At 60.3% G+C, this 26,678-nt stretch carries 31 protein-coding genes; 24 read left to right on the top strand and 7 right to left on the bottom strand.

What is annotated here, in order from left to right:
- Positions 1 to 5 precede the first annotated feature (5 nt).
- Positions 6 to 329 carry an ArsR/SmtB family transcription factor gene (locus ACPYOP_RS00840; RefSeq protein WP_481408492.1) on the bottom strand — a complete coding sequence of 108 codons (324 nt, stop codon included), beginning with the start codon at positions 327 to 329 and terminating at the stop codon, positions 6 to 8.
- Between the two features lie 73 nt (positions 330 to 402).
- Between ACPYOP_RS00840 and ACPYOP_RS00845 the strand changes: the two genes are divergently transcribed.
- From ACPYOP_RS00845 to ACPYOP_RS00880, 8 genes are all read left to right on the top strand, one after another.
- Entirely contained in the window at positions 403 to 885 is a 483-nt protein-coding gene (locus tag ACPYOP_RS00845) for an SRPBCC domain-containing protein (protein WP_481408493.1), read from the top strand.
- Between the two features lie 466 nt (positions 886 to 1,351).
- Positions 1,352 to 3,961, top strand: a complete 2,610-nt coding sequence (gene mprF, locus ACPYOP_RS00850; protein ID WP_481408494.1) for a bifunctional lysylphosphatidylglycerol flippase/synthetase MprF — start codon at positions 1,352 to 1,354, stop codon at positions 3,959 to 3,961.
- Positions 3,958 to 5,355: a virulence factor gene (locus ACPYOP_RS00855; protein ID WP_481408495.1), complete on the top strand. Its 1,398-nt coding sequence runs from the start codon at positions 3,958 to 3,960 to the stop codon at positions 5,353 to 5,355. Before mprF ends, ACPYOP_RS00855 begins: the two co-directional genes overlap by 4 nt.
- Positions 5,356 to 5,552: 197 nt before the next feature.
- Positions 5,553 to 6,227 carry an HAD family hydrolase gene (locus ACPYOP_RS00860; protein WP_481408496.1) on the top strand — a complete coding sequence of 225 codons (675 nt, stop codon included), beginning with the start codon at positions 5,553 to 5,555 and terminating at the stop codon, positions 6,225 to 6,227.
- A gap of 104 nt (positions 6,228 to 6,331) precedes the next feature.
- Positions 6,332 to 6,919, top strand: a complete 588-nt coding sequence (locus ACPYOP_RS00865; protein WP_481408497.1) for a 5-formyltetrahydrofolate cyclo-ligase — start codon at positions 6,332 to 6,334, stop codon at positions 6,917 to 6,919.
- A 3-nt stretch (positions 6,920 to 6,922) separates the two neighbouring features.
- Positions 6,923 to 7,747 carry a TIGR00282 family metallophosphoesterase gene (locus ACPYOP_RS00870; RefSeq protein WP_481408498.1) on the top strand — a complete coding sequence of 275 codons (825 nt, stop codon included), beginning with the start codon at positions 6,923 to 6,925 and terminating at the stop codon, positions 7,745 to 7,747.
- A gap of 125 nt (positions 7,748 to 7,872) precedes the next feature.
- Complete coding sequence (locus tag ACPYOP_RS00875) at positions 7,873 to 8,718, top strand: MBL fold metallo-hydrolase (RefSeq protein ID WP_481408499.1); 846 nt, start codon at positions 7,873 to 7,875, stop codon at positions 8,716 to 8,718.
- A gap of 135 nt (positions 8,719 to 8,853) precedes the next feature.
- Positions 8,854 to 9,600 carry a YebC/PmpR family DNA-binding transcriptional regulator gene (locus ACPYOP_RS00880; protein WP_481408500.1) on the top strand — a complete coding sequence of 249 codons (747 nt, stop codon included), beginning with the start codon at positions 8,854 to 8,856 and terminating at the stop codon, positions 9,598 to 9,600.
- Positions 9,601 to 9,654: 54 nt separating this feature from the next.
- On the opposite strand, the gene ACPYOP_RS00885 is transcribed toward ACPYOP_RS00880, so the two are convergent.
- Positions 9,655 to 10,449 carry an anti-sigma factor family protein gene (locus ACPYOP_RS00885; protein ID WP_481408501.1) on the bottom strand — a complete coding sequence of 265 codons (795 nt, stop codon included), beginning with the start codon at positions 10,447 to 10,449 and terminating at the stop codon, positions 9,655 to 9,657.
- Positions 10,446 to 11,219: a sigma-70 family RNA polymerase sigma factor gene (locus ACPYOP_RS00890; RefSeq protein ID WP_481408502.1), complete on the bottom strand. Its 774-nt coding sequence runs from the start codon at positions 11,217 to 11,219 to the stop codon at positions 10,446 to 10,448. Before ACPYOP_RS00890 ends, ACPYOP_RS00885 begins: the two co-directional genes overlap by 4 nt.
- 324 nt (positions 11,220 to 11,543) lie before the next feature.
- Between ACPYOP_RS00890 and ACPYOP_RS00895 the strand changes: the two genes are divergently transcribed.
- The 3 genes from ACPYOP_RS00895 (at position 11,544) to ACPYOP_RS00905 (ending at position 13,545) form a co-directional block, all read left to right on the top strand.
- Positions 11,544 to 12,518 carry an MBL fold metallo-hydrolase gene (locus ACPYOP_RS00895; RefSeq protein ID WP_481408503.1) on the top strand — a complete coding sequence of 325 codons (975 nt, stop codon included), beginning with the start codon at positions 11,544 to 11,546 and terminating at the stop codon, positions 12,516 to 12,518.
- Between the two features lie 25 nt (positions 12,519 to 12,543).
- A complete protein-coding gene (locus ACPYOP_RS00900; protein WP_481408504.1) occupies positions 12,544 to 13,005 on the top strand; it encodes a tetratricopeptide repeat protein in 462 nt (153 codons plus the stop codon).
- A 102-nt stretch (positions 13,006 to 13,107) separates the two neighbouring features.
- The gene (locus ACPYOP_RS00905) at positions 13,108 to 13,545 is read left to right on the top strand and encodes a DoxX family protein (protein ID WP_481408505.1); all 438 of its coding nucleotides are present in this window, start codon (positions 13,108 to 13,110) and stop codon (positions 13,543 to 13,545) included.
- 68 nt (positions 13,546 to 13,613) lie between these two features.
- Here the strand turns inward: ACPYOP_RS00905 and ACPYOP_RS00910 are convergent, their stop codons facing one another.
- On the bottom strand, positions 13,614 to 14,612 hold the full coding sequence (locus tag ACPYOP_RS00910) for an LLM class flavin-dependent oxidoreductase (RefSeq protein ID WP_481408617.1): 999 nt from the start codon (positions 14,610 to 14,612) through the stop codon (positions 13,614 to 13,616).
- Between the two features lie 189 nt (positions 14,613 to 14,801).
- Here ACPYOP_RS00910 and ruvC point away from each other — a divergent pair, with 189 nt between their 5' ends.
- The 8 genes from ruvC to ACPYOP_RS00950 all read left to right on the top strand — a co-directional run bounded on the left by ruvC (position 14,802) and on the right by ACPYOP_RS00950 (position 19,802).
- On the top strand, positions 14,802 to 15,314 hold the full coding sequence (gene ruvC / locus ACPYOP_RS00915) for a crossover junction endodeoxyribonuclease RuvC (protein WP_481408506.1): 513 nt from the start codon (positions 14,802 to 14,804) through the stop codon (positions 15,312 to 15,314).
- 60 nt (positions 15,315 to 15,374) lie between these two features.
- Positions 15,375 to 15,626, top strand: coding sequence for an AbrB/MazE/SpoVT family DNA-binding domain-containing protein (locus ACPYOP_RS00920; protein WP_004117336.1), 252 nt, complete (start codon positions 15,375 to 15,377; stop codon positions 15,624 to 15,626).
- Between the two features lie 2 nt (positions 15,627 to 15,628).
- The gene (locus ACPYOP_RS00925) at positions 15,629 to 16,042 is read left to right on the top strand and encodes a type II toxin-antitoxin system VapC family toxin (protein WP_481408507.1); all 414 of its coding nucleotides are present in this window, start codon (positions 15,629 to 15,631) and stop codon (positions 16,040 to 16,042) included.
- A gap of 12 nt (positions 16,043 to 16,054) precedes the next feature.
- Positions 16,055 to 16,669 (top strand): Holliday junction branch migration protein RuvA, encoded by a 615-nt coding sequence (gene ruvA / locus ACPYOP_RS00930; protein WP_481408508.1) that lies wholly within the window; start codon positions 16,055 to 16,057, stop codon positions 16,667 to 16,669.
- Positions 16,670 to 16,769: 100 nt separating this feature from the next.
- Positions 16,770 to 17,810, top strand: coding sequence for a Holliday junction branch migration DNA helicase RuvB (gene ruvB / locus ACPYOP_RS00935; RefSeq protein WP_481408509.1), 1,041 nt, complete (start codon positions 16,770 to 16,772; stop codon positions 17,808 to 17,810).
- On the top strand, positions 17,811 to 18,713 hold the full coding sequence (locus ACPYOP_RS00940; protein WP_481408510.1) for a metallophosphoesterase: 903 nt from the start codon (positions 17,811 to 17,813) through the stop codon (positions 18,711 to 18,713).
- A 6-nt stretch (positions 18,714 to 18,719) separates the two neighbouring features.
- Positions 18,720 to 19,229 (top strand): NUDIX hydrolase, encoded by a 510-nt coding sequence (locus tag ACPYOP_RS00945; protein WP_481408511.1) that lies wholly within the window; start codon positions 18,720 to 18,722, stop codon positions 19,227 to 19,229.
- Between the two features lie 9 nt (positions 19,230 to 19,238).
- Positions 19,239 to 19,802: a DinB family protein gene (locus ACPYOP_RS00950; protein WP_481408512.1), complete on the top strand. Its 564-nt coding sequence runs from the start codon at positions 19,239 to 19,241 to the stop codon at positions 19,800 to 19,802.
- Here ACPYOP_RS00950 and ACPYOP_RS00955 read toward each other — a convergent pair.
- Genes ACPYOP_RS00955 through ACPYOP_RS00965 form a run of 3 tightly spaced genes read right to left on the bottom strand, consistent with a single transcriptional unit; the run spans position 19,747 to position 22,780 of the window.
- Positions 19,747 to 20,700 (bottom strand): NAD-dependent epimerase/dehydratase family protein, encoded by a 954-nt coding sequence (locus ACPYOP_RS00955; RefSeq protein WP_481408513.1) that lies wholly within the window; start codon positions 20,698 to 20,700, stop codon positions 19,747 to 19,749. The two genes, ACPYOP_RS00950 and ACPYOP_RS00955, sit on opposite strands and share 56 nt — an antisense overlap.
- Positions 20,697 to 21,560 (bottom strand): glycosyltransferase, encoded by an 864-nt coding sequence (locus ACPYOP_RS00960; RefSeq protein ID WP_481408618.1) that lies wholly within the window; start codon positions 21,558 to 21,560, stop codon positions 20,697 to 20,699. The genes ACPYOP_RS00955 and ACPYOP_RS00960 overlap by 4 nt, the downstream gene beginning before the upstream one ends.
- The gene (locus tag ACPYOP_RS00965) at positions 21,560 to 22,780 is read right to left on the bottom strand and encodes an NAD-dependent epimerase/dehydratase family protein (RefSeq protein WP_481408514.1); all 1,221 of its coding nucleotides are present in this window, start codon (positions 22,778 to 22,780) and stop codon (positions 21,560 to 21,562) included. The genes ACPYOP_RS00960 and ACPYOP_RS00965 overlap by 1 nt, the downstream gene beginning before the upstream one ends.
- 136 nt (positions 22,781 to 22,916) lie before the next feature.
- Here ACPYOP_RS00965 and ybgC point away from each other — a divergent pair, with 136 nt between their 5' ends.
- The 5 genes from ybgC to ACPYOP_RS00990 all read left to right on the top strand — a co-directional run bounded on the left by ybgC (position 22,917) and on the right by ACPYOP_RS00990 (position 26,675).
- Positions 22,917 to 23,372: a tol-pal system-associated acyl-CoA thioesterase gene (ybgC, locus tag ACPYOP_RS00970; protein WP_481408515.1), complete on the top strand. Its 456-nt coding sequence runs from the start codon at positions 22,917 to 22,919 to the stop codon at positions 23,370 to 23,372.
- Between the two features lie 416 nt (positions 23,373 to 23,788).
- Positions 23,789 to 24,508 (top strand): protein TolQ, encoded by a 720-nt coding sequence (gene tolQ, locus ACPYOP_RS00975; RefSeq protein WP_481408516.1) that lies wholly within the window; start codon positions 23,789 to 23,791, stop codon positions 24,506 to 24,508.
- A 26-nt stretch (positions 24,509 to 24,534) separates the two neighbouring features.
- Positions 24,535 to 24,993 carry a protein TolR gene (gene tolR / locus ACPYOP_RS00980; protein ID WP_481408517.1) on the top strand — a complete coding sequence of 153 codons (459 nt, stop codon included), beginning with the start codon at positions 24,535 to 24,537 and terminating at the stop codon, positions 24,991 to 24,993.
- Between the two features lie 9 nt (positions 24,994 to 25,002).
- Positions 25,003 to 26,244, top strand: coding sequence for a hypothetical protein (locus tag ACPYOP_RS00985; RefSeq protein WP_481408518.1), 1,242 nt, complete (start codon positions 25,003 to 25,005; stop codon positions 26,242 to 26,244).
- Positions 26,244 to 26,675, top strand: coding sequence for a hypothetical protein (locus ACPYOP_RS00990; protein ID WP_481408519.1), 432 nt, complete (start codon positions 26,244 to 26,246; stop codon positions 26,673 to 26,675). The genes ACPYOP_RS00985 and ACPYOP_RS00990 overlap by 1 nt, the downstream gene beginning before the upstream one ends.
- Positions 26,676 to 26,678: the final 3 nt, after the last annotated feature.

The following is a 26,678-nucleotide window of genomic DNA, read 5'->3' on the forward strand; positions in this document are numbered from 1 at the left end:
GCTTTTCAACCTTCCAGATCGCATTTCAGCCGGTCGAGGATAGTGAGCGCGTGGCCGGCATAAGCGCTGATCCAGCGATCGTGGATCTGCTTGATCGGCAGGCTGTTCAGATGGTTCCAGCGCTCGCGTCCGTCCTTCTTGGCGATCACGAGGTCTGCCTCCTCCAGCACTTTCAGATGCTGCATGACAGTGCAGCGGTCCATATCCGTGAAGGCATCGCAGAGCATGCCCGTCGTTCGCGGCGCATCCTTGAGCATATCCAGAATTTCGCGCCGGCGACGATGGGCGAGTGCCTTGAAGGTGAGATCGCTATCCGATTCGTTTGACATGTTATATTTTTATAACATAATAGAGCTGCTCGCAATGGAGCGATCACGACAGATAGATAACGGGGGAGATGTCATGGCATTGAACGTTCAGATTTCAGGACGGATCGGCCGCAAAGTCGACGAAGTCTTCGATGCGGTCGTCAATCCGAAGAAGCTTTCGAGCTATTTCACCACCGTCGGCGGCGCCAGCGCGCCACTTGTGGCGGGAACCACCGTCATCTGGTGGAAGAATGCTCCCGTCGAAGTCAATGAAGTGGAGGAGAACAAGCGCATCGTCTTTCATTGGGAGGGCGGTACCGGTGAGGATGGCGTCCGTTACAGGACGAAAGTCGAGATGACGTTCGATGCCTTGGACGATGGCGGTACGCTTGTCGTCATCGAGGAGTCCGGCTGGCGCGAAGACGAAGCCGGGCGTCGCAGCACCTATCTGAATTGCGAGGGCTGGACGCAGATGCTTTGCTGCATGAAGGCCTTTGTCGAATATGGTATCAACCTGCGCGAAGGCTTCTTCCTGAGCGAGATGCGCGGCGAGCCGGCGGAAGCGCCGGATCGTTGAAGGAATTCCGATATCGCCAAAACATGCTTCCGGCTGCCCGCACCAACCCGTGCCGGCAGCCGGTTTCATTTTGCCTTGCGGATGCTGCCTCGCAGAAGTCTTTCCCAACGACCCGGCTTGGACGGTCCCCCTGGGGTGCGAGGCAACGCCGAGTGAACGGCGGCGCCGGCAGGTGACCGCGTCGCGGATTCCTGATAGGGAGCAATATCAGGGGAGTGGGAAGATCACTTTTGTGTGTGGATAAGCTCAAAAGCCGGGTGAATGACAAAATCCTTTAAATAATAACAGATTCATTGGTGGTGGAACGGGGTCTGCGCCAAAATTGCCTAAATTCAGAACGATGGGAGCGCGCGTCACAACGGGCCTGTCGAAAGAAGTGTATGCGGTAACACGAAGACGCATCGTCGGTGTTACTGAACATCACCAACGATCGGGACCGACGAAGGTCACTATAAACAGGTAGAACATGTCGAGCCCAATCGATCTGGAAAATGCCGATGAGGAATTGGAAGAGCGTGGCGGTTTCGTCGGCTTGTTGAACCGCTATCGCGCGCTGATCGTCGCCGTTCTCACCGTCGCCGTCTTCTGTATCGCCGCCTATGCGATCTACGACCTGACCAATGAAGTGCGCTATGACGACGTCGTACACGCCCTGACGACAACGAAGATCTCTTCGGTGCTGCTCGCGCTGCTGTTCACCGGCCTGAGCTTCGCTTCCCTGATCTTCTACGACCAGAACGCGCTTGACTATATCGGCAAGCGGTTGCCGTTCCCACATGTGGCGCTGACTTCCTTCAGTGCCTATGCCGTCGGCAATACGGCCGGCTTCGGGGCGCTCAGCGCGGGTGCGATCCGTTACCGCGCCTATACCCGGCTCGGCCTGTCGCCCGATGACATCACCCGCGTCATCGCCTTCGTCACGCTCGCCTTCGGTCTTGGGCTGGCCGCCGTCGGTGCGATTGCCTTGCTTGTTATCGCCGATGAGATCGGCCCGCTGATCAATGTCAATGGATTGTGGCTGCGGCTGGTCGCCATTGCCATCCTCGCCGCACTCGCCTTCGTCGTCTATGCCGGCCGCAACGGTCGCGAGGTGCGCATCGGGCCGGTCGCCGTCCGTCTGCCGGATTCGCGGACTTGGTCGCGGCAATTTCTCGTTACCGCCTTCGATATCGCCGCATCGGCCTCGGTGCTCTACGTGCTGCTGCCGGAATCGTCGATCGGCTGGCCGGGCTTCTTCGCCATCTATGCGATTGCCGTCGGTCTTGGCGTGCTCAGCCATGTCCCGGCCGGCTTCGGCATCTTCGAAACGATCATCATCGCCTGGCTCGGCAGCTCGGTGAACGCGGATGCGGTTCTGAGTTCGCTGGTCCTTTATCGCGTCATCTACAACGTCATCCCATTGGTCATCGCGATTGCCGCGATCTCCGTGGCGGAGCTGCGCCGTTTCGTCGATCATCCCGTGGCTTCGAGCATGCGCCGCATTGGCGCCCGTCTCATGCCGCAGCTGCTGTCCGCTTTTGCCTTACTGCTCGGCATGATGCTGGTCTTTTCGAGCGTGACGCCGACGCCGGACCAGAACCTGATCGTGCTTTCCAGCTACCTGCCGCTGTCATTGGTCGAAAGCGCGCATTTCCTGTCGAGCCTTCTCGGCCTTGCGATCATCGTCGCGGCGCGCGGTCTCAGCCAGCGTCTCGACGGTGCCTGGTGGGTCTCGACCTTTTCGGCGCTGCTGGCGCTGTTCTTCTCGCTGCTCAAGGCGATCGCCATCGTCGAAGCCGGGTTGCTCGCCTTCTTCGTTTTCAGCCTTGTCGTCAGCCGCCGCCTGTTCAAGCGGCCGGCTTCGCTGCTCAACCAGACGCTTACCGCCGGATGGCTGACGGCGATTGCGGTCGTCTGCATCGGCGCTGTCGTGGTTCTGTTTTTCGTCTATCGCGATGTCGGATACAGCAACGAACTCTGGTGGCAGTTCGAGTTTGCCGACGAGGCGCCGCGCGGCCTTCGCGCAGCCCTTGGCATTTCGATCCTGTCCTCGGCGATCGCGATCTTCAGCCTGTTGCGTCCCGCGACAAAGCGGCTGGAGCCTGTGACCGACGATGCGGTGACGCGCGCAGTCGAAATCGTCCGCAAGCAAGGTGTCGCCGACGCCAATCTGGTGCGCATGGGCGACAAGAGCATCATGTTCTCGGAAAAGGGCGATGCCTTCATCATGTACGGCAAGCAGGGCCGCTCCTGGATCGCGCTGTTCGATCCGGTCGGCCCGCGCCAGGCGCTCCCCGACCTCATCTGGCGCTTCGTCGAGGCTGCGCGCGCCGCAGGATGCCGTTCGGTGTTCTACCAGATTTCGCCGGCGCTTCTGTCCTATTGCGCGGATGCCGGTTTGCGCGCCTTCAAGCTCGGCGAATTGGCCGTGGTCAACCTTGCCAATTTCGAGCTGAAGGGCGGCAAATGGGCCAACCTCAGGCAGACCGCGAGCCGCGCGGTTCGCGACGGACTAGAATTTGCCGTTATCGAGCTTCAAGATATACCTGCAGCCCTGGATGAGCTTGCCCATGTGTCGGACACGTGGCTGGCCGATCACAATGCCAAGGAAAAGAGCTTTTCGCTTGGCGCGTTCGATCCGGATTATGTGTGCTCGCAGCCCGTCGGCGTGTTGAAGAAGGATGGTAAGATCGTCGCTTTTGCGAATATCCTGATGACGGAGACCAAGGAGGAGGGGTCCGTCGACCTGATGCGTTTTTCGCCCGATGCCCCGAAGGGTTCGATGGACTTTCTGTTCGTGCAGATTCTCGAATACCTCAAGGAACAGGGCTTTCTGCGTTTCAACCTGGGCATGGCGCCGCTGTCGGGAATGTCCAGACGGGAATCGGCGCCGGTTTGGGATAGGGTCGGAGGGACCGTCTTCGAGCATGGCGAGCGCTTCTACAACTTCAAGGGGCTTCGTGCCTTCAAATCCAAGTTCCATCCCGAATGGCAGCCGCGCTATCTGGCTGTTTCTGGAGGTGTCAGTCCAATGATCGCGTTGATGGATGCCACATTCCTCATCGGAGGCGGACTTAAGGGGGTCGTGAGGAAATGATCTTGAAATACGCAATGTCGTTGGCTTTCGCGGGCATGGTGTCGCTGGGTGTTCTGGTGTCAGGCCCGGCACGAGCCGAAGCCGACGACGCCAAATATGATCTGGGCATGATTCCGGCGCCGCATATCATGCGTCCACAAGGCAAGGTGACGAGCGAAGTCATTCTGATCTCCGACCTCGCCGGCTGGAGCGAGAAGGAAAAGGCAGTCGCCGATAAACTCGTCGCCAACGGCACGCTGGTCATCGGCATCGACTATCCGTCCTTTTTGGCCTCGCTCAACAAATACGATGTCAAACAGAACGACGGTTGCATCTACATCGTCTCGGATCTGGAATCGCTGAGCCAGCAGGTGCAGCGCTCGTTCGCCGACAGCACCTATCAGCTGCCCATCATTGCCGGCGTCGGCGCGGGTGGCGCCATGGCGCTGACCATTGCCGCTCAGACGCCGGATGCGACGGTCGCCGGCACGCTGGCGGTCGATCCGACAGCCGGTATCGGTCTGAAGCAGGAGCTCTGCACGCCGGCCGAAAAGAAGACCGATGGCGATATGGTCTCCTTGGGCCTGCAGGAAGGTGCGTTGCCCAATCCGATCCTCGTGACCTTCACGCCGAACGCGCCAAAGGACGGGCGCGACCATGTCGAGGAGATCCAGAAGGAACATCCCGACGTCCAGTCGACGGATTCCGACAGTGCCGATACCTATGCGGCGCTCGATGCTTCGCTCGCCGACCTGATGAAGTCGATCGACAGCTCCAAGTCGCCGCTGGGCCTTCCCCTTGACGTCATGGAAGCGACGCCGACCGAGGATACGCTTGCGATCGTCTATTCGGGCGACGGCGGTTGGCGCGATATCGACAAGGAAGTCGGCAGCTACCTGCAGGATCAGGGCATCCCGGTCGTGGGCGTCGATTCCCTGCACTATTTCTGGTCGGAGCGCGATCCGCAGCAGACGGCCGACGACCTGGCCCGGATCATCGATTTCTATACCAAGCGCTTCAAGGTCAAACATGTGGTACTGGTGGGCTATTCCTTCGGCGCCGATGTATTGCCGGCGAGCTATAACCGCCTGAAGCAGGCCGAGAAGGACAAGATCGTCCAGATGTCGCTGCTGTCGCTGTCGCAAAAGGTCGACTATGTGATCTCGGTCATGGGTTGGCTTGGCGCTTCGAGCGCGGGCAAGGGCGGCGATCCGGTCAATGATCTCAAGTCCGTCAACCCGAAGATGGTGCAGTGCGTCTACGGCAAGGACGATGACGAGGATGTCGCATGCCCGGTGCTGAAGGGCACCGGCGCCGAAGTCATCGCCATGGATGGCGGCCATCATTTCGACGACGACTACGAGGCCCTGGCGAACCATATCATCAATGGCCTGAAGAGCCGTCTTGGCGAATAGTATTCATGGCAACGGCATCCTTGCTTGCCGCGCCTCCTTTCCTGTCTTCCCGTTACCGCAGGCAGATGCCTTTTCCTGGACGCCCGGCGCAGCATTCATTTGCTTCTTGCCGCGGCTGCCGGTAGTCGGGAGGGGGCACATTGCATGAGCGGTGATTTCACGCCGCCGCTCGCCGTCACATCCAGAAAGGTCCATCCTTGTCCGCCGCATCGTCTTCCGCCTTCACCAAGACCTATTCCGGTTTCCTGTTCGACATGGACGGCACGATCATCAATTCGATCGCGGCCGCCGAGCGCGTCTGGGGCAATTGGGCGCGCGCTCAGGGTCTTGATGTCGAGAAATTCATGCCGACCATGCACGGCAAGCGCGGTGTTGATACGATTGGCCAATTGAATCTGCCTGGCGTCGATCCCGTCGCGGAGGCGCTGAAGATCACCGAGGCCGAGATTGCCGATGTCGAAGGTGTCGTCGCGCTGCCGGGCGCCGTCGATTTCCTCGCGTCACTGCCGCCGGAGCGCTGGGCGATTGTCACTTCGTCGCCCTATCGGCTGGCGCTGGCGCGGCTGGATGCTGCCGGGATCCCAGTGCCGCGCTTCATCGTCACGGCCGAGGACGTGAAGGTCGGCAAGCCTGATCCGCAGGGCTATATCCTCGGCGCGCAGCGCCTTGGCCTCAGCCCCTCGGAATGCCTAGTGTTTGAAGACGTCTTGGCCGGTGTCAAGGCGGGCGAGGCGGCGGGTGCCGATGTGCTTGTTATCACCGCCACGCATTCGCATCCGATCGAGACCAATCACACGATGCTGCAGAATTATGAAAACGTCAGGGCACACGTCGCCGGCGACGGCTTGATGTCGATCCTTCATAAGGATTGATATCATCGCGCAATCGCCGGCGGGCTTGCATGTCGCTTTCGCGCATTGCAATAGGCCGCCGGCTCATTATGTTTTCGTGATCTCATGAATTTCGCTAGGATCCGATGACCCCTAAAGAGCTGAAAGCCCGATATCGCAACGAATGCCTGGCGGCGCGCGATGCCATCCCGGCCGATGAGCGTATCGAAAAGGGCCTTGCCATGCTTGCCCATGGCGGCGACGTCATCGATGTCGAACCGGGAAGGGTTGTCTCCGGCTTCCTGCCGATCCGCTCCGAAGTGGATATAAGGCCGCTGATGGCGCGGCTGCGGGAGCGGGGCGCGCGGCTTTGCGTGCCCGTCATCCTCGACCGCAGTACGATCGTCTTCAGGGAGCTCGTTGCGGGAGCGCCGCTGGTTCCGGTCGGATTTGGGACGTTCGGCCCTGGCCCCGATGCGGCGGTGCTTGATCCCGATGTCATGCTCGTGCCGCTTTCAGCCTTCGACGGAAGCGGTCACCGCATTGGTTATGGGGCGGGCCACTACGACCGCGCGATTGACCGCTTGCACCAAAAAGGCTTGAATCCCCAGCTGATCGGCATTGCATTCGATTGCCAAGAAGTGCCATCAGTACCGGCTGAGCCGCATGATGTCCGTCTGGACGCGATTTTGACCGAGAGCGGACTCAATTTCGTTTCGGAAGTGATTGGATAGCGAATGCGGCTGCTTTTTCTGGGTGACATGGTCGGCAAGACGGGACGAAGCGCGGTGTGGGAACGCCTGCCGGGGCTCGTATCCGACCTGAAGCTCGATTTCGTCATCGTCAACGGCGAGAATGCCGCCGGCGGCTTCGGCATCACCGAGGATATCTTCCTCGAAACGATCAATGCCGGCGCCGATGTCGTGACGACGGGCAATCATGTCTGGGACCAGAAAGAAGCTGTCGTATTCTCCGAGCGCCACGACCAGTTCCTGCGTCCCGCCAATTATCCGGCCGGCACGCCCGGTCGCGGCTCCGGTCTCTATTATGCCCGCAATGGCGCGCGCGTCCTCGTTGCCAACATCATGGGCCACGTCTTCATGCATCCGGAGCTGGACGATCCCTTCAAATCGGCTGAAGCCATTCTCGATGCCTGTCCGCTGAAGGAACAGGCCGATGCGATCGTCTTCGATTTCCATGCGGAGGCGACGAGCGAGAAGCAGTGCTTCGGCCATTTCGTCGATGGCCGCGCCAGCTTCGTCGTCGGCACCCATACGCATGTGCCGACCGCGGATGCGCAGATCCTGAATGGCGGCACGGCCTATATGTCGGATGCCGGCATGTGCGGTGACTATGATTCCTCGCTTGGCATGGAGAAGGAAGAGCCGCTGAACCGCTTCATCTCGAAGATGCCGAAGGGTCGCTTCGAGGCGGCGTCCGGCCCGGCGACCATCTGCGGCGTCGGCGTCGAGATTTCCGACGCGACGGGATTGGCGGAGAAGATCGCGCCGCTGCGGCTCGGCCCACGGCTTGCGGAGACCATTCCGGACTTCTGGCGCTGATCGCTGCACGATAATTCATCATCATCATGCGATGACGCGATTGTGAGCAATCGCGTCTGATTGTTGCTGGACCTGTTTCGGGTCATGCCGCATCCTTCCGCCAATGTCTGGCTTGAGGGGATGGCATGATGCCGCGATTTCCTGTCCTTGCCGCGTTCTTCCTGATGATATTCTTTGGCATGGGCACAGCGGATGCCCAGCAAAAGCCGACCCGTCCGCAGCCCAGCCAATGCCGGGCGATCGCGCAATCCCTTCCCCAGGCAACATTCGCCAGCTTTTCTCCGCCCGGTCCGACGTTTGCCAATGATTCCGTCAATGGTGATGTGAAGATCACGTTCCTTGGCCACGCGACGCTCTTCATCGAAACGCCCGGCGGCGTTTCCATCGCCACGGACTATAGCGGCGCCTATCCGCCGCCCTATACGCCCGAAGTCGTGACGATGAACAAGGCGCATATAACGCACTACACGTCTACGCCCGATCCGGCGATCAAATATATATTGCATGGATGGAGCGATGTGCCCGGAGAGCCGGCGAAGATCCATATGACCGTCGGCGACACGCTGATCCGCAATGTCGTCACCGACATCCGCTCCTGGGGCGGTGGCGGCGTCGAAGCCAACGGCAATTCGATCTTCATCTTTGAGGTGGCGGGCCTGTGCATCGGCCATCTCGGACATCTGCATTTCGAGCTCACCGATCAGCAATATGCCGAGATCGGCCGGCTCGATGTCGTGATGGTGCCGGTCGACGGCGGTCTGACCATGGGGGCCGACAGCATGAGCCGGGTGGTCAAGCGGCTGCGTTCGTCGCTCATCCTGCCCATGCATCGCTGGGGTCCGCCGATCGATCAGTTCCTGGCGCTTTTCGGTCCGGAATTCGATGTCGGCTATGCCCCGACGCCAAGTGTCACGGTGTCGGTGAAGACCTTGCCGCGCAAGCCCTTGATCTATGTGCTCAAGGGGCTTTGATCGCCACGGCCGCCGCGGCGATCGTCTTGATATGCGGCGTGCTCCATCCCCATTATCCGGCTTTTTGCTTGAATGAAGGCCGCTTCGCTCTTATAAGGCGGGCCATTTCCAACAAAAGACGTGAACAGGGGTGCCATGGCTGGCCATTCACAGTTTAAAAACATCATGCACCGGAAGGGCCGTCAGGACTCGGTGCGTTCGAAAATGTTCTCGAAGCTGGCGCGTGAAATCACCGTCGCCGCCAAGTCGGGCTTGCCTGACCCGACGATGAACGCGAGTCTGCGCCTGGCGATCCAGAACGCCAAGGCCCAGTCGATGCCGAAGGACAATATCGATCGCGCCATCAAGAAGGCCTCCGGCGCCGATACCGAGAATTACGATGCAGTCCGCTATGAGGGCTATGGCCCCGGTGGTACGGCGATCATCGTCGAAGCACTGACCGACAACCGTAACCGTACGGCGTCCAACGTCCGCTCCATCTTTACCAAGGCCGGTGGCGCGCTCGGCGAAACCGGTTCTGTGTCCTTCTCCTTCGATCACGTCGGCGAAATCACCTACAAGCCGACTGCGGGCGATGCCGACAAAGTCATGGAAGCGGCGATCGAAGCCGGTGCCGACGACGTCGAGAGTGACGAAGAAGGCCATGTGATCATCTGCGCCTTCGAATCCCTCGGCGAAGTTGCAAAGGCGCTCGAAGCGACGCTCGGCGAAGCCGAAACGGTCAAGGCGATCTGGCGCGCGCAGAACAACGTGCCGGTCGACGAAGAAAAAGCCCAGTCGCTGATGAAGCTCATCGACAGCCTCGAAGACGACGACGACGTTCAGAATGTCTATTCGAACTTCGAAGTCTCGGAAGAAGTGCTGGCCAAGCTCTCGGCCTGATCCCTTCTGATCATTCAGAAAAGCCGGCTGCAGCGATGTGGCCGGCTTTTTGCGTTATGGGGCTGTCGCGCGGATAAAATCGTCGCGGAAGGTGGCGAGATCCGGCGCGGCGACATCGGAGACAGCCCAAAAGACCAGCCCGTCGGCATGCCATTCGACGAAATTATAGCCCTCCTTCTCGGCATTGGTTTTAGCTCCCGCAGCGCCCGGCCAGATGAAAAGATTGATGACATGGCCGTGCCGGCGATAGATTAGCGCCGCCACCACCCGGCCATCGAGATAATCCACCCTGCCGCCGACGAGAGGGAAGCCTTGTGCCGCCAGATCGACTACGGGCGGGGAGAAATCGATCTTGCCGTTGAACCACGGTTTGACCGTGTGCTGGTCGGAGGTCAGCACGTCGGTCAGATGGTCGGCGAGCATCGAGCGCACATGGCTTGCAAGAAGCTGGTCCTCGATCGACTGACTCTGCTGCGGCAGGTTCAGCACGAGCACGAGCATGAGGCTTGCGGCAAGGACGGCAATCGACGGCACGAAGCTCCATTCGCGGATGAGCCGCCAGAAGCGTTGCCATGGGCTTTCGATCTGGTGGGTGGCCGCCATGGCCTGTTCCAGCGAAAGCGCCGCCTGCACGCGGGCATGGACGGCATCAGGCGCTTCCCATTTTACGCCCACGCGTGCGGACAGGCGCTTGACCATCAGGGCATTCTCCATCTCGTCGGCGCATTCCGGGCAAGTCGCCAGATGCGCCTCGAAACGGGCGGCATTGGCTGCGTCCAGTTCGCCGTCGATGAAGCCATGCAGCAGGTCCGCCCACTCGCGGTGATCATTGTGCTTCCCGCCGCTCATCGTGCCGTCTCTTTTTCGTCGAGGCTGCGCCAGAGCTCGCCGAAGTCGCGGCGGGCGCGGGCAAGGCGCGACATGACGGTGCCGATCGGCGCATCGATGATCTCGGCGATCTCCTTATAGGAAAGATCCTCCAGTTCACGCAGGACCAGGACTTCGCGCATCGCATCGGGCAGCCTGTTGATGACCTCGCGCACCCGCTGTGTTTCCGTCTTGCGGATGAAGGCCGCCTCCGGCGTGTCCTCTTCGGAGGCAGGATCGGGCGAGGGCGAGCTGTCTTCCGGGTCTCTTTCATCGGTCATCGGCTGTTCGTAACTGGCCTTGCGCCGGCCCTCCTGCAACCAGGCATGGTAACAGTTGCGGACTATGGTGAAGGTCCAGGCGCGCGCATCGCCATCCCGAAAGCCGCCGAAGCCGCGATAGGCGCGAAGATATGCCTCCTGCACGATATCCTGCGCGGCATCGGCGTCCCGGCTTAGGAAGCGCGCGAAATTATAGGCGGCGTCCAGATGCGGGATGATCGTGTGCTGGAAGCGGCGCATGGTCTCGTCGGGAGAGGAGATCGCGCGCGGCAAGCGCACGGAATGTGCCGATGATTCCGCCGCCGTCATCAGGACGACGCGCCTGCCTGTTTTCGATGCTGCAATGAAAGTGAGCAGGCGGTTCAGAAGCTGCGCCAGCCGGCCGATCGCTGTGTGCCGCGGCGGGCGCCAGCTCCATGCGTGGAACTCGTCGCCGAGCGTCATCGAACTCGTTATTCGGGCGTCTGTCATCGTGATCCCCGCAAAACGCCGCTGCCGACTGTATGCCTCGGATAGGGCGCTTGCAATGTTGCCTGAAAGGATAGATCGCGCTCGCGCGGGTTTTATTCCCGACAGCATGGAAAAAATCGAAGATGCGCAACACGGCTGGCCGCGATCCCGCCCTCTAAATTCGCGCTCGCAATAATAATCAATGAATTTCAGTCGCTTGCATGAAATCTTCGTACGGCGGGGAATAAGTACCCGTGCCCTCCGATCTTCTTCCTCAGTGGATGGCCGCGATGGCTTGCGACCTCCGCCTGGCCCGAAAGGCCATAACCCTGAGGAGATATTGCGATGTTTGCTATGACCCGCCGCGTCGTGCTCGGCACGGCTGCAGCTGCGGCAGCCTTCGGGCTGTCATCGAAGCTCGAATTCATCCCGCAAGCCTTTGCCGCAACGCCGCTGGAACCGACGGTCGGTTTCTACAAATACAAGGTCGGTTCGATCGAAGTCACGGCCGTTTATGACGGTATCTGGCGCAAGCCGCATGATCCGGCCTTCATCAAGAACGCTTCGGTCGACGATACCAAGGAAGCACTCTCCAAGGCCGGCCTGACAACGGACTTCATGCCCATTCCGCTGACCGTCGTCGTTCTCGATATCGGTGGGCGGAAGATCATGATGGATGCCGGCTCCGGTGTCGGACAGTGGCAGACCAATGCCACGCATCTGCCTGCCAACATGGCCGCCGCCGGTATCGACTATCGGAAGATCGATACGATCATGATCTCGCATTTCCATCCGGACCATATCTGGGGCCTGATGGAAAAGGGAACGAATGCGGCCGTCTTCCCGAATGCCGAACTGATCGTCAACGCGGCCGAATACGATTGGTGGACCGATCCCGGCCGCGTCGACAAGCTGGCGGAGGGCCGCAAGGAAGCGGGCCGACGCATCGCCTCCGTCTTCCCGACATGGAAGAACTGGAAGCTGGTCGACGACAATGCCGAAGTGGCGCCCGGCGTGCACATGCTGGTCGCATACGGCCATACGCCGGGCCATTCGGTCTTCCTCATCGATGGCGGCAGCGAGCAGCTGATGGTCTCGGCCGACATCATGTATGTGCCGGCGCTGCTCGCTCCGCATCCGGATTGGCAAGGCGCTTACGACCAGGACGGGCCGATGGCAGTTGCCACCCGCCGCAAGCTGATCGATCGCGTCATTACCGACAAGATCAGGATTTGCGGCTCCCATTTCCCATTCCCGGGCTCCGGAACCTTCGTCAAGGACGGCAATGCCTACGGCTTCGCCCCCACCATCCAGGCCTGAGCGGCCAAACAGAGGAGCAAGAACCATGTTCAGAAATGCTATTTTCGGGATCGCCGGCCTATGCGCCGTCACCATACTGCCGGCCGCAACGGCAAGCATCGCCTTCGCCGTCGACAATATGGAATCGACCGATGCGCCGGATTTGACGTCGGTGCGCACCAAGATCGATGCGAAGGATTATACAGGCGCGCTCGCCGAGCTTCGTGACATCGCCGAAGAGCACCAGCAGGCCGATGTCTACAATCTGATGGGCTTCACCCTGCGCAAAACAGGCGATTTCAAGACATCGCTGACCTACTACACCAAGGCCCTGGAACTGCAGCCGGATCACAAGGGCGCGCATGAATACCTCGGCGAACTCTATGTCGAGACCGGCGACATGCCCAAGGCTCGCGAGCAGCTTGCCGCACTCACAAAGCTCTGCCCGGCGGGCTGCGAAGAGCTTGAGGACCTGACCAAAGCGATTGGAGCCAAGGCAACCAACTAACTCGGCCTCAACCGATCCGGCGGCATTCCATTCGATCAAGTCGTTGGGATGCCGCCGGATAGGATCGGAAACCTATGGAACTTGACGGGAAGGAGATAGGTCATGGAATTCGAAGAGGAGAGTGCCGTTCTTGTGAACATGACCGATATGGCATTGCTGTTCGGCCGCATACTACTGTCGCTGCTCTTCCTGGAAGAGGGCATCGAACTTGCCAGCAATTTCGACAATGCCTTGGATGCCATGGCCAGGCTTGGCGTCACTGCCCCCATCGCGATTGCAACCATCGTGCTGCAGCTTGGCTCCGGCCTTGCCATTGCGCTTGGCCTGATGACCAGGTTGGCCGCATTCGGCCTTGGCCTGTTCTGCCTGCTGACGGCGATGCTCTTTCACACGAACTTCGCCAGCCATAACGAGCTGCTGCATTTCGAAAAGGATTTGGCGATCTCCGGCGGCATGTTCGCGCTGATCGTCGCCGGCGCCGGCAAGCTGTCGCTCGACATGCTCATCCGGCGTCATTGGAAGACGAGGCTCGTGGCTTGAGTCCGTCGGTCACCCGGTGAGCTGGACATACGAAATCGGTTCACCGGATAATCTGCTTTTCCCGAAAATCAGGACACTTTTTGAAAGCTAGGAAGCGCCGCGAACAGCTCGACCGATTTCAAGCGCGCCTCGATGTCATGAATCGGCATCGAAATGATGACCTCGTCGGCCTCGGTGTCCTTGATGAATTGCGAGAGCTTCGTTTCGGCTGTTGCCGGCGAACCGACCACGGCGTAGCGCAGCGTATTTTCCACGTTCAGCTTTTCCATCGGCGTCCAGAAATCGTCCATATCACTACGCGGGCGCGGGAAGGGACCGCGCGCATTGCGGCGGAGATTGACGAACTGCTGCTGTGCCGAGGTGAAGTGGTATTGCGCCTCCTCGTCCGTCTCCGCCACCGCGCCCATCACGCCGACCATGACATAGGGCCTGTCGAGCGTGGCCGATGGCGTGAAGCGCTCGCGGTAGATGGCGATGGCATCCATCAACGCTTCCGGCGCGAAATGTGAGGCGAAAGCATAGGGAAGGCCGAGCATGGCGGCGAGATGGGCGCTGTAGAGGCTGGAGCCAAGGAGCCAGATGGGGATGTTGGCACCATGACCGGGAACGGCCAGAATGATCTGGTTCTCGTCGGCGGGGCTGAAGAGATGCTGCAGCTCGACGATATCATTGGGGAAGCTTTGCGCGCCGGCCTCGATATTGCGGCGCAGGGCCTGTGCGGTGCGCATGTCCGTGCCTGGCGCGCGGCCGAGGCCGAGATCGACGCGGCCGGGAAACAGGGCTTCCAGCGTGCCGAACTGCTCGGCAATCACGAGCGGCGAATGGTTCGGCAGCATGACGCCGCCCGAACCGATGCGGATGCGCGAGGTTGCCGCGCCGACATGGCCGATGACGACCGATGTCGCGGCGCTGGCGACGCCCGGCATGCCGTGATGCTCGGCGAGCCAGAATCGGTTGTAGCCTAGCTCTTCCGCCTTCTGCGCCATGCGCTTCGAACTGTCGAAGGACTGGCGGATCGTGCTGCCTTCGGCAACGGGCGAAAGATCGAGGATGGAAAAGGGAACCATGGCAAGAACCTGCGTGGTGGAAGGGAGGGTCGCTTGCACATGTAGGAGTGCCGACGCCTCATTCCAAACCCCATGCCGCAATTTCGTCACGATGTTTTCGGCGTAGCGCCCAGACACGCAAACTGTGTCTTGTTTTTGTTTTGTTCACATTTTGCTGGCACATGTCAGGCCTGAAAGATAGGTTGACCCATGCAGAATACGATTCGCATCATCGGCATCGATCCGGGCTTGCGCCGCACCGGCTGGGGTATCATCGATACGCTTGGCAATTCCCTGCGCTTCGTTGCCTCGGGAACCGTGACGTCGGATGGCGAGATGGATCTCGCGTCCCGCCTTTGCCAGCTGCATGATGGGCTTGCCGATATCGTTCACAGCTATCAGCCGGATGAGGCGGCCGTCGAACAGACCTTCGTCAACAAGGATGCGGTGGCGACGCTGAAGCTCGGACAGGCGCGCGGCGTCGTCATGCTGGTACCGGCCCGCGCCGGCCTGCCGGTATCGGAATATGCGCCGAATGCCGTCAAGAAGGCCGTCATCGGCGTCGGCCATGGCGAGAAGCAGCAGATTCACATGATGCTGAAGATCCTGATGCCCAAGGCCGAGTTCAAGGGCAACGACGCGGCCGATGCGCTTGCTATCGCCATCTGCCATGCCCATAACCGCGGCGCCAGCCGGCTGCGGCAGGCAGCAATGGCAGGGTAGTTTGTTCTTGACTTGTTCTTGCGGTAATGATAATTCTTACCGTAGGATTGGAGAGCAGGAATGCGTGTGACATCCAAAGGACAGGTGACCATTCCTCGTGACTTGCGCGAGTTGGCGGGCATAGAGCTCAACAGCGAAGTCATATTTTCCGTCGAGGATGGAAAGCTGGTCGTTTCGCCCAAGAATGGTAAGCGGGAAATCGAGGATCGGCAGCGGCTCGATCGGTTCATGGCCACTCTCAAGCGCCTGGAAGGCACCGGCGATCAGGATATCGACGCCGAAGCGCTGATGTCGATGACGCGTGACCGGTAATCATGGTCACCATCGTCGACACGAATGTGTTGGTTGATCTGGCGATACCTGGTTCAGCTTGGCATGGTTGGTCCAGTGGCCAGGTTTTCTCCGCTTTCAAGCGAGGGCCTGTTGTCATCAACCCCATTATCTACGCGGAATTCTCGGTGCGTTATGGCAGTATGGATCAAGTGGACGAGCTACTGCCGCAAAGCGAATTCCGCCGTGAAAGCCTGCCCTGGTCAGCCGCATTTGCCGCAGCGGCGGCTTTCAGAGTTTATCGTCAGGCTGGCGGCGGGAGAGAGCGCATTCTTCCTGATTTTCTGATCGGCGCGCACGCTGCGGTGCGCGGCTATTCCATGTTGACGCGAGATCCCAAGGGCTACCGTGCCTACTTTCCCTCGCTCGACCTCATTACTCCCGAAACCCATCCCTGACGGACATCACCCATGATCGGCAAGCTGAAAGGCACAATCGAAGAGATCGGCGAGGACTATGTGCTCGTGGACGTCCATGGCGTCTGCTATGTCGCCTATTGTTCGGCGCGCACGCTGTCGAAGCTCGGCTCCGTCGGCGAGGCCTGCGTTGTCTTCATCGAAACCTACGTCCGCGAGGACCAGATACGGCTCTTTGGTTTCGTGACAGCCATGGAACGCGAATGGTTCAACATCGTGCAGACCGTTCAGGGTGTCGGTGCGAAAGTGGCGCTGGCGCTGCTCTCGACGCTGACGCCTGCCGAGCTTGCCAATGCGATTGCCTTGCAGGATCGCACAGCCGTTTCACGGGCTCCCGGCGTCGGCCCGAAGGTCGCCATGCGGATCGTGACCGAACTCAAGAACAAGGCGCCGGCCCTGGCCGGCGATGCGATCAATATCGGGCTCAAGCAGGAGTTGGGAGAAGGGGTTGCCTCCGCACCCGTTGCCGATGCCGTCTCCGCGCTCACCAATCTCGGCTATTCCCGCGATCAGGCGGCCAATGCCGTTGCAGCTGCGATGAAGGCGGCCGGCGAGGACGCCGACAGCGCCAAGCTGATCCGGCTCGGCCTCAAGGAACTATCGCGGTGAGGCTTTGCACCTTCCGCAATCCTGACTATTGTCGCAAATTCGAGAGATCGAGCTTCGGCGCAGGAGCCGCAAAACGCATACCGGGAATGGAACTTCTGACATGAGTGAAGCCGCACGTCTGATATCGCCGGAAAAGCGGGGCGAAGACATCGATGTGACGCTCAGGCCGCAATCGCTGGACGAATTCACCGGACAAGCGGAAGCGCGCGCCAACCTGAAGGTCTTTATCGAAGCGGCCAAGGGGCGCGGAGAGGCGCTGGACCATGTGCTGTTCGTCGGTCCGCCCGGCCTCGGCAAGACGACGCTCGCGCAGATCATGGCGAAGGAACTCGGGGTCAATTTCCGCTCGACCTCAGGACCGGTCATCGCCAAGGCGGGCGATCTTGCGGCGCTGCTGACCAACCTCGAGGAGCGCGACGTGCTCTTCATCGACGAAATCCATCGTCTCAATCCGGCCGTCGAGGAAATCCTCTATCCGGCGATGGAGGATTTTCAGCTCGATCTGATCATCGGCGAGGGACCGGCGGCGCGTTCGGTCAAGATCGATCTCGCCAAGTTCACGCTGGTTGCCGCCACGACGCGTCTCGGCCTGCTGACGACGCCGCTGCGCGACCGCTTCGGCATCCCGGTGCGGCTGAGTTTCTATACGGTCGAGGAACTGGAGCTGATCGTCCGGCGTGGTGCGAGGCTGATGGGCCTCGGCATGACGGATGAGGGCGCGCGCGAAATAGCGCGCCGTGCACGCGGTACGCCGCGTATCGCCGGTCGCCTTCTGCGCCGCGTGCGCGATTTCGCCGAGGTCGCCAAGGCCGAAGCGGTGACGCGCGAGATTGCCGACGAGGCGCTGACGCGGCTTCTGGTCGACAATGTCGGCTTCGACCAACTCGACAAGCGCTATCTCAACATGATCGCCGTCAATTTCGGCGGCGGTCCCGTCGGCATCGAAACCATTGCCGCCGGTCTTTCCGAGCCGCGCGATGCGATCGAGGATATTATCGAGCCCTACATGATCCAGCAGGGGTTCATTCAGCGCACGCCGCGCGGCCGTGTTTTGACCGCGATTGCCTGGAAACATCTCGGCATGCAGCCACCCAAGGATCTGGAGGCCGCGCAGTTCGGGTTGTTCCGGGAGGACGATTGAATGCTTGGCCGTCGTGCCTTTTTGAAGCTTTTCGGCGGCAGCATATTCGGATTGATGGCACTTGGGGGATATGCCCTCGGGTATGAGCCGGTCGTCCGTCTCAATGTCACCCGCTACGCCTTGGTCCCTCCGGGATGGGCGCCGGGGCTGAAGCTCAGGATCGTGGCGCTTGCCGATTTTCATGCCTGCGAACCCTGGATGAGCGCCGAGCGCATCGCTTCCATCTGTGACCGTGCAAACCAACTCGGCGGCGACATTATTTTGTTGCTCGGCGATTATACGTCGGGAACCGATCTCATTACCGCCCGGGTCGATCACCGCCTATGGGCGGCAGAACTGGAAAAGCTGCAGGCGCCGCTCGGCGTTCACGCCATCGTCGGCAATCATGATTGGTGGCATGATTCGAGCGCGCAAAGAACCGGCCGTGGGCCGACATTCAGCCATCGGGCATTGGAAGCTGTCGGCATCGAGGTCTATTCCAACCGCGCGGCGCGCCTGGAGAAGGACGGGCAAGGCTTCTGGCTTGCCGGCGTCGAAGATCAGCTGGCGCTGCGCCGGAGCATGCGTTGGAAGCGTCCTTTCACCAGGGGACTCGACGATCTCGGCGGCACGCTGGCGCAGGTCGGCGACGATGCGCCCGTGATCCTTCTTGCCCATGAACCCGACATTTTTCCCGCCGTTCCCCAGCGCGTTTCGCTTACCCTGTCGGGACATACGCATGGCGGACAGGTGAGGATTTTCGGCTGGTCGCCCTATTCGCCCTCGCGCTATGGCGACCGGTATGTTTATGGCCATATCGTCGAGGAGGAGCGGCATATCATCGTTTCAGGCGGCCTCGGCTGCTCCATCGCGCCGGTTCGCCTCGGCGTTCCGCCTGAAATCGTCGTGATCGATGTGGGATAAGGAAACATGCCGAAACGCAAACACATCAGATTGAATGCCGGTCGCGCGCGCTTCCAGATGCGCGTTGCCGGCCTCGGGTTTCGAGACGGCTATGTCTTGGTGCATCGCGCCGTGCACGAACACTTCTGGACTTTTCCCGGCGGCCGCGCGGAGATCGGCGAGACTTCGGAGGAGACGTTGCGGCGGGAGATGATCGAGGAGATTGGCGTTGAGGTTACGGTCGGGCGCCTGCTCTGGTCGGTCGAGAATTTCTTCCATTACGAGCAGCTCGACTGGCATGAGCTCGGCCTCTACTATCTGATGGATATTCCCACCGAATTTCCGTTCGATCCAAAGAACATCGTGCATCGCATTCAAGATGGCGACAACGATCTGGAATTCAAATGGGTGCGGGCGACGCGAGAGGCGCTGGTGGCGCTCGACATCCCGCCCTATTTCATCGCCGAGCAAATCGAAAACCTGCCGCTGACCTCCCGCCATCTGGTCTGGCGGGACGGTGATCTCGACAAGGCTTAGGGGGATTTGATGGCCGCTTTCGATCCGATTCGCAGCTTTCGCAAGCTTGGCTATAACAATGCCTTGGCGAATGTCCGCCTGCATCGTGCCTGCGCGGCATTGCAGCCGGGCGAATTCGAAGCCGATCGGGTCAGTTTCTTTCCATCGATCAAGGCGACCCTCAATCATATCCTGACGGTCGATTGGTTCTATGTCGACGCGCTGGAAGGCGGCACTCTGGGCCTGAAGGCTTTTGACATCGAGGAGCCGTACGACCGGCTGGACGAGTTGAGCCGGCAGCAGTCGGATGTCGATCGCCGGCTGGTGACCTTCTGTGAGTCGTTGACGCCGGAGACCGCGATGCGGATCATCGATATCCAACGCGGCGGCCGTATCCAGCGGGAGAGGGCGGACGATGTGCTGAACCATCTGTTCCAGCATCAGACGCATCATCGTGGGCAGGTCCATGCCATGCTGGCCGGAACCAGCGTCGCGCCGCCGCAGCTCGACGAGTTCATCGTCGCCGACGATGCGCGGTTCAGGGGCGAGGAATTGGCAGCACTTGGTTGGGATGAAACGAAGCTGATGCGCTGAGGCCGACCTGTGGCGGCATGGTCTTCGCCAGCGTTTCGATCGTTTGCTGAAGCAAGGCCTTCCCGCCGCCTCGCCATCCGAGCGCGCAGATCTTCGACGCATCCATGGCGTTGACAGTACCTTGTGGCGCAGGCGCCGGTAGTGCGTGGGGACAGCCCGTTGCGCTTTGAAGATGCCCCAGGATTTCGCGCGTATCGGTCAAAATATCCGAGAGATTGAAGGCCTCGCCATCAATCCGGCCCGCTTCCGTCTCCAACAAGAGCCGGATGGCGCGGCCGAGATCGCGGCCATGAACTTCGGTTCCGGCGCGTGAAGGAACCGGCTTGTCGTTCAGGTAATCGTCGAACAGTCCGTCCCATTTGTTCGGTCGCAGGTCGCCATAGATGCCTGTCGCTCTGAGGCTCGTGGTCGCAAAGCCGGGCGAGGACAGGGAAAACAGCGCGTGTTCGGCGTCGCGCTTCACCTCGCCGTAGAGCGTGTTCGGCATCGGCCTTGTCGCCTCCGTTAATTCCTCTTTGGAAATTCCATCGCCATAGACAGCGCGGGAGGAAAGAAAGATGCAGCGGCGAATACCGGCCTTTCTGGCGGTTTCGAAAAGCTTGACCGAGCCGTCGAGATTGAAACGGCGAAAGCCTTTTGGATCTTCCCCCTCGCCGCCGCGATATTTGCCGGCGACATGGCTGAAGGCCGCATGCACGAAGAAATAGGCGTCGTCAAAAGCGCCACTCTGATTTTCCGTTGGATCAAGGCTCAAGGGGACGAAGGAGACGGGTTGCGAAAAGAGACCGGCTGGCGGCGCGTTGCGCCCGCCGATTGCAACCTTGTATCCGGCCGACAGCAGCTCTTCGGCGATGTATCGGCCAACGAGACCCGTTCCGCCTGAAATCAGGACTTTCATGCCGCCGCTCTTGGATTTGCGAGCGTGGCGATATCGGGCATGTTTCGGCCGGTATGGAAGCTGTGCCACAGGTCGATCAGCGGTTTCAGCTGTTCCGCCTTGGGATGGTTTTCCTCCCACGGCTTCTCATACTGATAATGCAGGATCGAGATGCTGTTCCAATCCCAGAGCGCGGGCATGCTGAACCAGACATATTGCAGCATGTTCATGAATACAGGCAGGCCGTGCCAATCCGGGAAAAAGGTCTCAAGAAAGGTCTGGTCCGTGCGACGCCAGAAGACGTCTGGGCGGTCGAGGCTCTCCAGCATATGCCTGAAGGTCGCAAGCGAAGGCTTGGCGACGAAGACGCCCGAATTCAGCCGGTGGAAATCGGCAAGGCTCTCGTAGACATTCGGCGCGGCGGAAAATTCCGGATAGTCGAAGAGCCGGTCGACATTCCTCAGCACCAGCGCGTCGGCATCGATGAAGACGCAGGTGTCGTATTCGATCAGCTGCCAGAGCCGCAGCTTGCAGAAATTATCGAGCGGCGTGTGGAAGGAGGGCTTGCGGCCCTTGGTGAAGGGAGCCGCTGTGTGAAGATTGCCGCGGGCATGCCGCTCATTGAAGGCATCCGAAAGCGGAAGATGCTCGACCGCAACCAGCCGGCAGTCGAGCGCTGACAGTGGAGCAAGGTCGTCTTCATCGACTCCCGCTATATGGAGCACGACGATATCGGCCTTCGTGCCGCTGCGAACGATGGAGCGCGCCAAGGCCACCGCGCCCATGGCGTAATCGGCATTGGTGATCAGCGTCACGAATGCTTGCCCGGCACGGGGGCGGCTGTGAGGCCGCAAGCCCTGCAGCATTTCGCTTCCGAGCATCATGACACGGATTTCAACCTCTTGCCCTCGGGATCATGGTTGACCGTCGCGGCAAGATCCTTGGTCCAGGCGGAGATGGCCGGAACGCGCGATCGATCGACGCGATAAGCATATTTCCTGGCGACGTCGACGATTTCGCTGAGAAGACCGGCTTCGAGCGTGATCGGCGCCAGGCCGAGATCGAGGAATTTGTCGTTCTTGACGGTCAGGTCGTTCTCGGGCGCTTCCTTGCGTGGGTTGGGCAGACGGACGACTTCCGCGCCGCTCATCCTGGCGATCATGTCGGCGAGGTCGCGGACGCGATGCGTTTCCGTCATCTGGTTGAAGATTTCCACGCGAGCGCCGCGGGCCGGCGGATTCTTCAGCGCCAGCTCGATGCAGCGCACGGAGTCCTGGATATGGATGAAAGCGCGGGTCTGGCCGCCGGTGCCATGTACCGTCAGGGGATAGCCGATCGCCGCCTGGATGAGGAAGCGGTTCAGCACCGTGCCATAGTCACCGTCGTAATCGAAACGGTTGATCAGCTGCTCATGCCGGCGCGTCTGCTCCGTGTGGGTGCCCCAGACGATGCCCTGATGCAGGTCGGTGATCCTGAGGCCGTCGTTCTTGGCGTAGAACTGGAAGAGAAGCTGATCCAGGCACTTGGTCATATGGTAGATCGAGCCGGGATTGGCGGGGTAAAGGATCTCCTGGCTGACGGTGCGACCGTCGGTCGTATCGATGCCGACGGGCAGATAGCCTTCGGGGATGGCAGCACCCACCGTGGAATAGCCATAGACGCCCATCGTGCCGAGATGCACGAGATGCGCGTCGAGATTGAGCTCGACAAGCGCGTTGAGAAGATTGTGCGTGGCGTTGACGTTGTTGTTGACCGTGTAATTCTTGTGGCGGTCGCTCTTCATCGAATAAGGGGCGGCGCGCTGTTCGGCGAAATGCACGATCGCGTCGGGGCGGTGCTCGGCCAGCCACTTCTTCAGAAGCTCGTAGTCCTTGGCGAGATCGATGAGATTGAAATGGATGCGGCGGCCGGTTTCGGCGTGCCAGATGCGGGTGCGTTCCTGGATCGAATCCATCGGCGTCAGCGATTGCACGCCGAGTTCGGTATCGATCCAGCGGCGGGAAAGATTATCGAGGATGTGGATCTCATGGCCGGCGTCGGAGAGATGGAGCGAGGTTGGCCAACCGATGAATCCGTCGCCGCCCATAACCGCTATTTTCATGAGATTTTTCCTTCTGCGCCGATCCGCTAGCCGGCACCATTCCGGATAGTCGGAGTCTATGACAATTGTTCAAAGCTTGCTTGATGGCAGAACTTCGGCCAAAGAGATGCCGGACATTCAAGGAGATGCGGCAACGATGAACAGCCCCTTTCTGATTGCTGGGGAACTGGAAGCCGGAAGCCACCGGCTGATGCAGCGAGTCTATTACGAAGATACGGATTTTTCCGGCCTCGTCTATCACGCGCGCTATCTGCATTTCCTCGAGCGTGGGCGCACGGACTATCTGCGCTGCCTCGGTGTGGAACAGCGCGAGCTTCTGAGTGCCGACGAGGAAGGGCTGGTTTTCGTCGTTCACCGCATGGAGATCGATTTCAAGGGGCCGGCGCGCATGGATGACGTGCTGACGATCCGCACGGTCACGGAAAAGGCCGGCGGCGCCAAGATGGTGCTGTCCCAGGAGATACGACGCGGCGATACGTTGCTGATCGCCGCCAAGGTCATCATCGCCGTGATCAACGCAAAGGGGCGCCCGCGCCGTTTGCCGGAAAAGCTCGCCGCGCAGATGCTGGCGGCATCGGAAAGCGCTGGCTAGCAAAGGATTTGGCGTGTTCCCGCGCCAGACGGGGGGAGCAAATATAGCATGATTGAAAACAGGCTGCTTGCAATAACTTGAGTTTTATGTGAAGGAATTCGCCGCGCAAGCTTTGTCTGCGTTTGCCGCCGGTTTCATCCGGTCAGTTCTTCCCTGGAGCTAGAATAACCTTCGCCGCCGTTAAATCCTTCATGTTTCGACGCTAACATTCTTTTAACCATAATAGTGTCTTACTGGTTATGTCGGAGTTTGTGCGGTGCACGCCTTCCTTTGACCAAATTTGACGGCAAGAAGGCAGTTGTAAGCTTGGAAGGCTTGACCAGGGCGTTCAGCGGCGGCTGCCAAACAATTCTTGTGAGATCACTTTTAGCCGCCCGGTCTAGCGCCGGGCGTTTGGATTCGGGGATTTTGGATCAATGGAACAAGTAGCACTGGCGGCGGCCACACCGGACATCACGCTCTGGTCGCTCTTCATGCAGGCGGGCTTGGTCGTCAAGCTCGTCATGATCGGCTTGCTGGCAGCGTCCGTATGGACCTGGGCGATCGTCATCGACAAATATCTGAGCTATGCGCGAGCGCGCCGGCAGTTCGATCATTTCGAGCAGGTCTTCTGGTCGGGCCAGTCGCTCGAAGAGCTGTACCGAACGCTTTCGGAGCGCAACAATACCGGCCTCGGCGCCATCTTCGTCGCCGCCATGCGCGAATGGAAGAAGTCCTTCGAGCGCGGCGCCCGCTCGCCGATCGGCCTGCAGATGCGTATCGACCGCGCCATGGACGTGACGCTGGCGCGCGAATCGGAACATCTGACCGCCCGTCTCGGCTCACTCGCAACCATCGGTTCCGCCGGTCCGTTCATCGGTCTTTTCGGTACGGTCGTCGGTATCATGACCTCATTCCAGGCGATCGCCGGTTCGAAGTCGACCAACCTTGCGGTTGTTGCGCCCGGTATCGCCGAAGCGCTGCTGGCGACCGCCATCGGCCTGGTCGCCGCTATCCCGGCCGTTATCGCCTACAACAAGTTCTCTGGCGATGCCGGCAAGCTCTCGGGTCGCATGGAAGGTTTCGCGGACGAATTCTCCGCCATCCTTTCGCGCCAGATCGATGAGAAGCTGCAGCCGCGTCAGGCAGCGCAGTAAATCGCGGACAGAACCGGAGTATTCGCATGGGAATGTCTGTTGGAGGAAATGGCGGCGGCGGTGGACGCCGTGGCGGTCGTCGCGGCGGCGGCCGGGGCGGCCCGATCTCGGAGATCAACGTGACGCCGCTGGTCGACGTCATGCTTGTGCTGCTGATCATCTTCATGGTGGCCGCGCCGATGATGACATCTGGCGTGCCGATCGACCTGCCGCAGACGCAGGCCGGTGCATTGAACGCCCAGACCCAGCCCATCACGATCTCGATCAAGGCCGATGGGCAGGTGTTCATCGGCGAATCGCAGATCCAGGCCGCCGAAATCGCGGACAAGCTGAAGGCGATCGCCACCACCGGCTATAGCGAACGCATCTTCGTAAAGGGCGATGCGAAAGCGCCTTACGGTGTTATCGCCGACGTTATGTCACGCATTCAGGAAGCCGGTTACAAGAATATCGGCCTGGTCACGCAGCAAGTAACGGATCACTGACGAACCGACATGAAGCGCAGTATTGCTACATCAGCTGTCATTCATATCCTGGTGCTGATCGGCGCCATGGTGACACTGAGTGCGCCGGCGCCGCTGGAGACGCCGGAAAGCACGGCGATGGATGTCGATATCGTGACTGCCGACCAGCTCCAGCAGGGCGAGAAGAAGGCGCCGGTGACGGACCACGTCTCGCGCAAGCAGACCACGAAGCAGGATCAGGTCGCCAACGCCCAGAATGTCGGCGAGAACAAAGTCGATATCAAGAACCCTGTGGTGCCGATCCAACGGCCGGAGAGCGATACGGCGGCGTTAGCGCCGAAGAAGGTCGACGCGCCCGTTCCGCAGGACGATCCGCGGCCGAACGACGTCAAGACGATCGAGCAGAAGGAAACCGAGGCCGCCCCGAAGGAAGTGGCCGCCATTCCGCAGCAGAAGCCGGACGTGACCCCAACGCCGAAGCCGGACGTCACACCGCCGACCCCGAAGGCCGATGCGACGCCGACCGAACAGCCGACCCAGCAGGCCGAAATTCCGGTGCCGAACAATATTCCTGTGCCGGATATCAAGCCGCAGCCGACGCCGCCGAAGACCGCCGAGCAGAAGCCGGAAGTCAAGCCGGCGCCGAAGCCGGACGTGAAGGTCGCCGACGCCAAGCCGACGGACAAAACGACGACGCAGAGCACGAGCAAGACAACGTCGGCCGACGACGGCAAGAAGGACGCTGACAAGAAGCGCGAGACGCCCAAGGGAGCCAAGTCGCCCGCCAGCGATTTCAACGCTGATGACATCTCGGCGATGCTGAACAACACATCGTCGAAGGGCGGTGCGGCGCGTTCATCGAAGCCGGCCTCGGCCGGCGCGGATGCGCAGGTTGCCTCGCGCGGCGGCATGAAATCGCTTGGCGGCGGCAAGCTCAGTCAGAGCCAAAAGGACGGTTTGCGCGATCTGATTGGTAAGAACTGGAATGTTGTCCCCGGCATGGAAGGGGCAAGCGATGTCACGATCAAGGTTCATGTTCGTCTCGACAAGTCAGGCCAGATTGTCGGCGCACCGGAAGTCTCCGTCAGCGGTGGGCCGGCCACGACACAGCAAGCCCTAAGGGGTGCGGCCGAGCGTGCGGTGTTAAAGAGCCGAACCGATTTGCAAAAGGAAGTGAACGCCGGAGGATTGTTGCCACCGGATAAATACGACGGCGCGGATGGTTGGAACGAGCTGGTGCTCAACTTCGATCCGAGAGACTTGGGGCTGTGATGCTGGGATTGCAGTCTATGACAAATCACTGTCCGCACATTGGCCTCAGCCTGCTTATGGCCTTGGGGATGATGCTGACGGTTCCCAAGTTGACACACGCGTCGAACGCCACTGCCCCTGCCGCCGCGCAACCGCATGAAAAATTGGCTACGAACAGCCTGCGCGAAGATATCGCGAAGAATTGGAACATGGTTCCGGGCCTGGAGGGAGCGAGAGATGTCCGCGTCCGGGTGCATCTCAAGCTCAGCCGAAGCGGAGAGATTGTGGGCGAGCCGAAGGTTACCGTGACCGGCGGCCCCAAGGCGACGCAGCAAGCCATGGCGGCAAGCGCGATGCGAGCCGTGCTTCCGGCTACCCCGTTCAAGAACCTGCCAACAGATCAATATGACGACTGGAAAGAAGTTACCATCAACTTCGACCCGGCTATCTGACGA

This window comes from Rhizobium sp. KNZ2-6A, assembly GCF_056755475.1.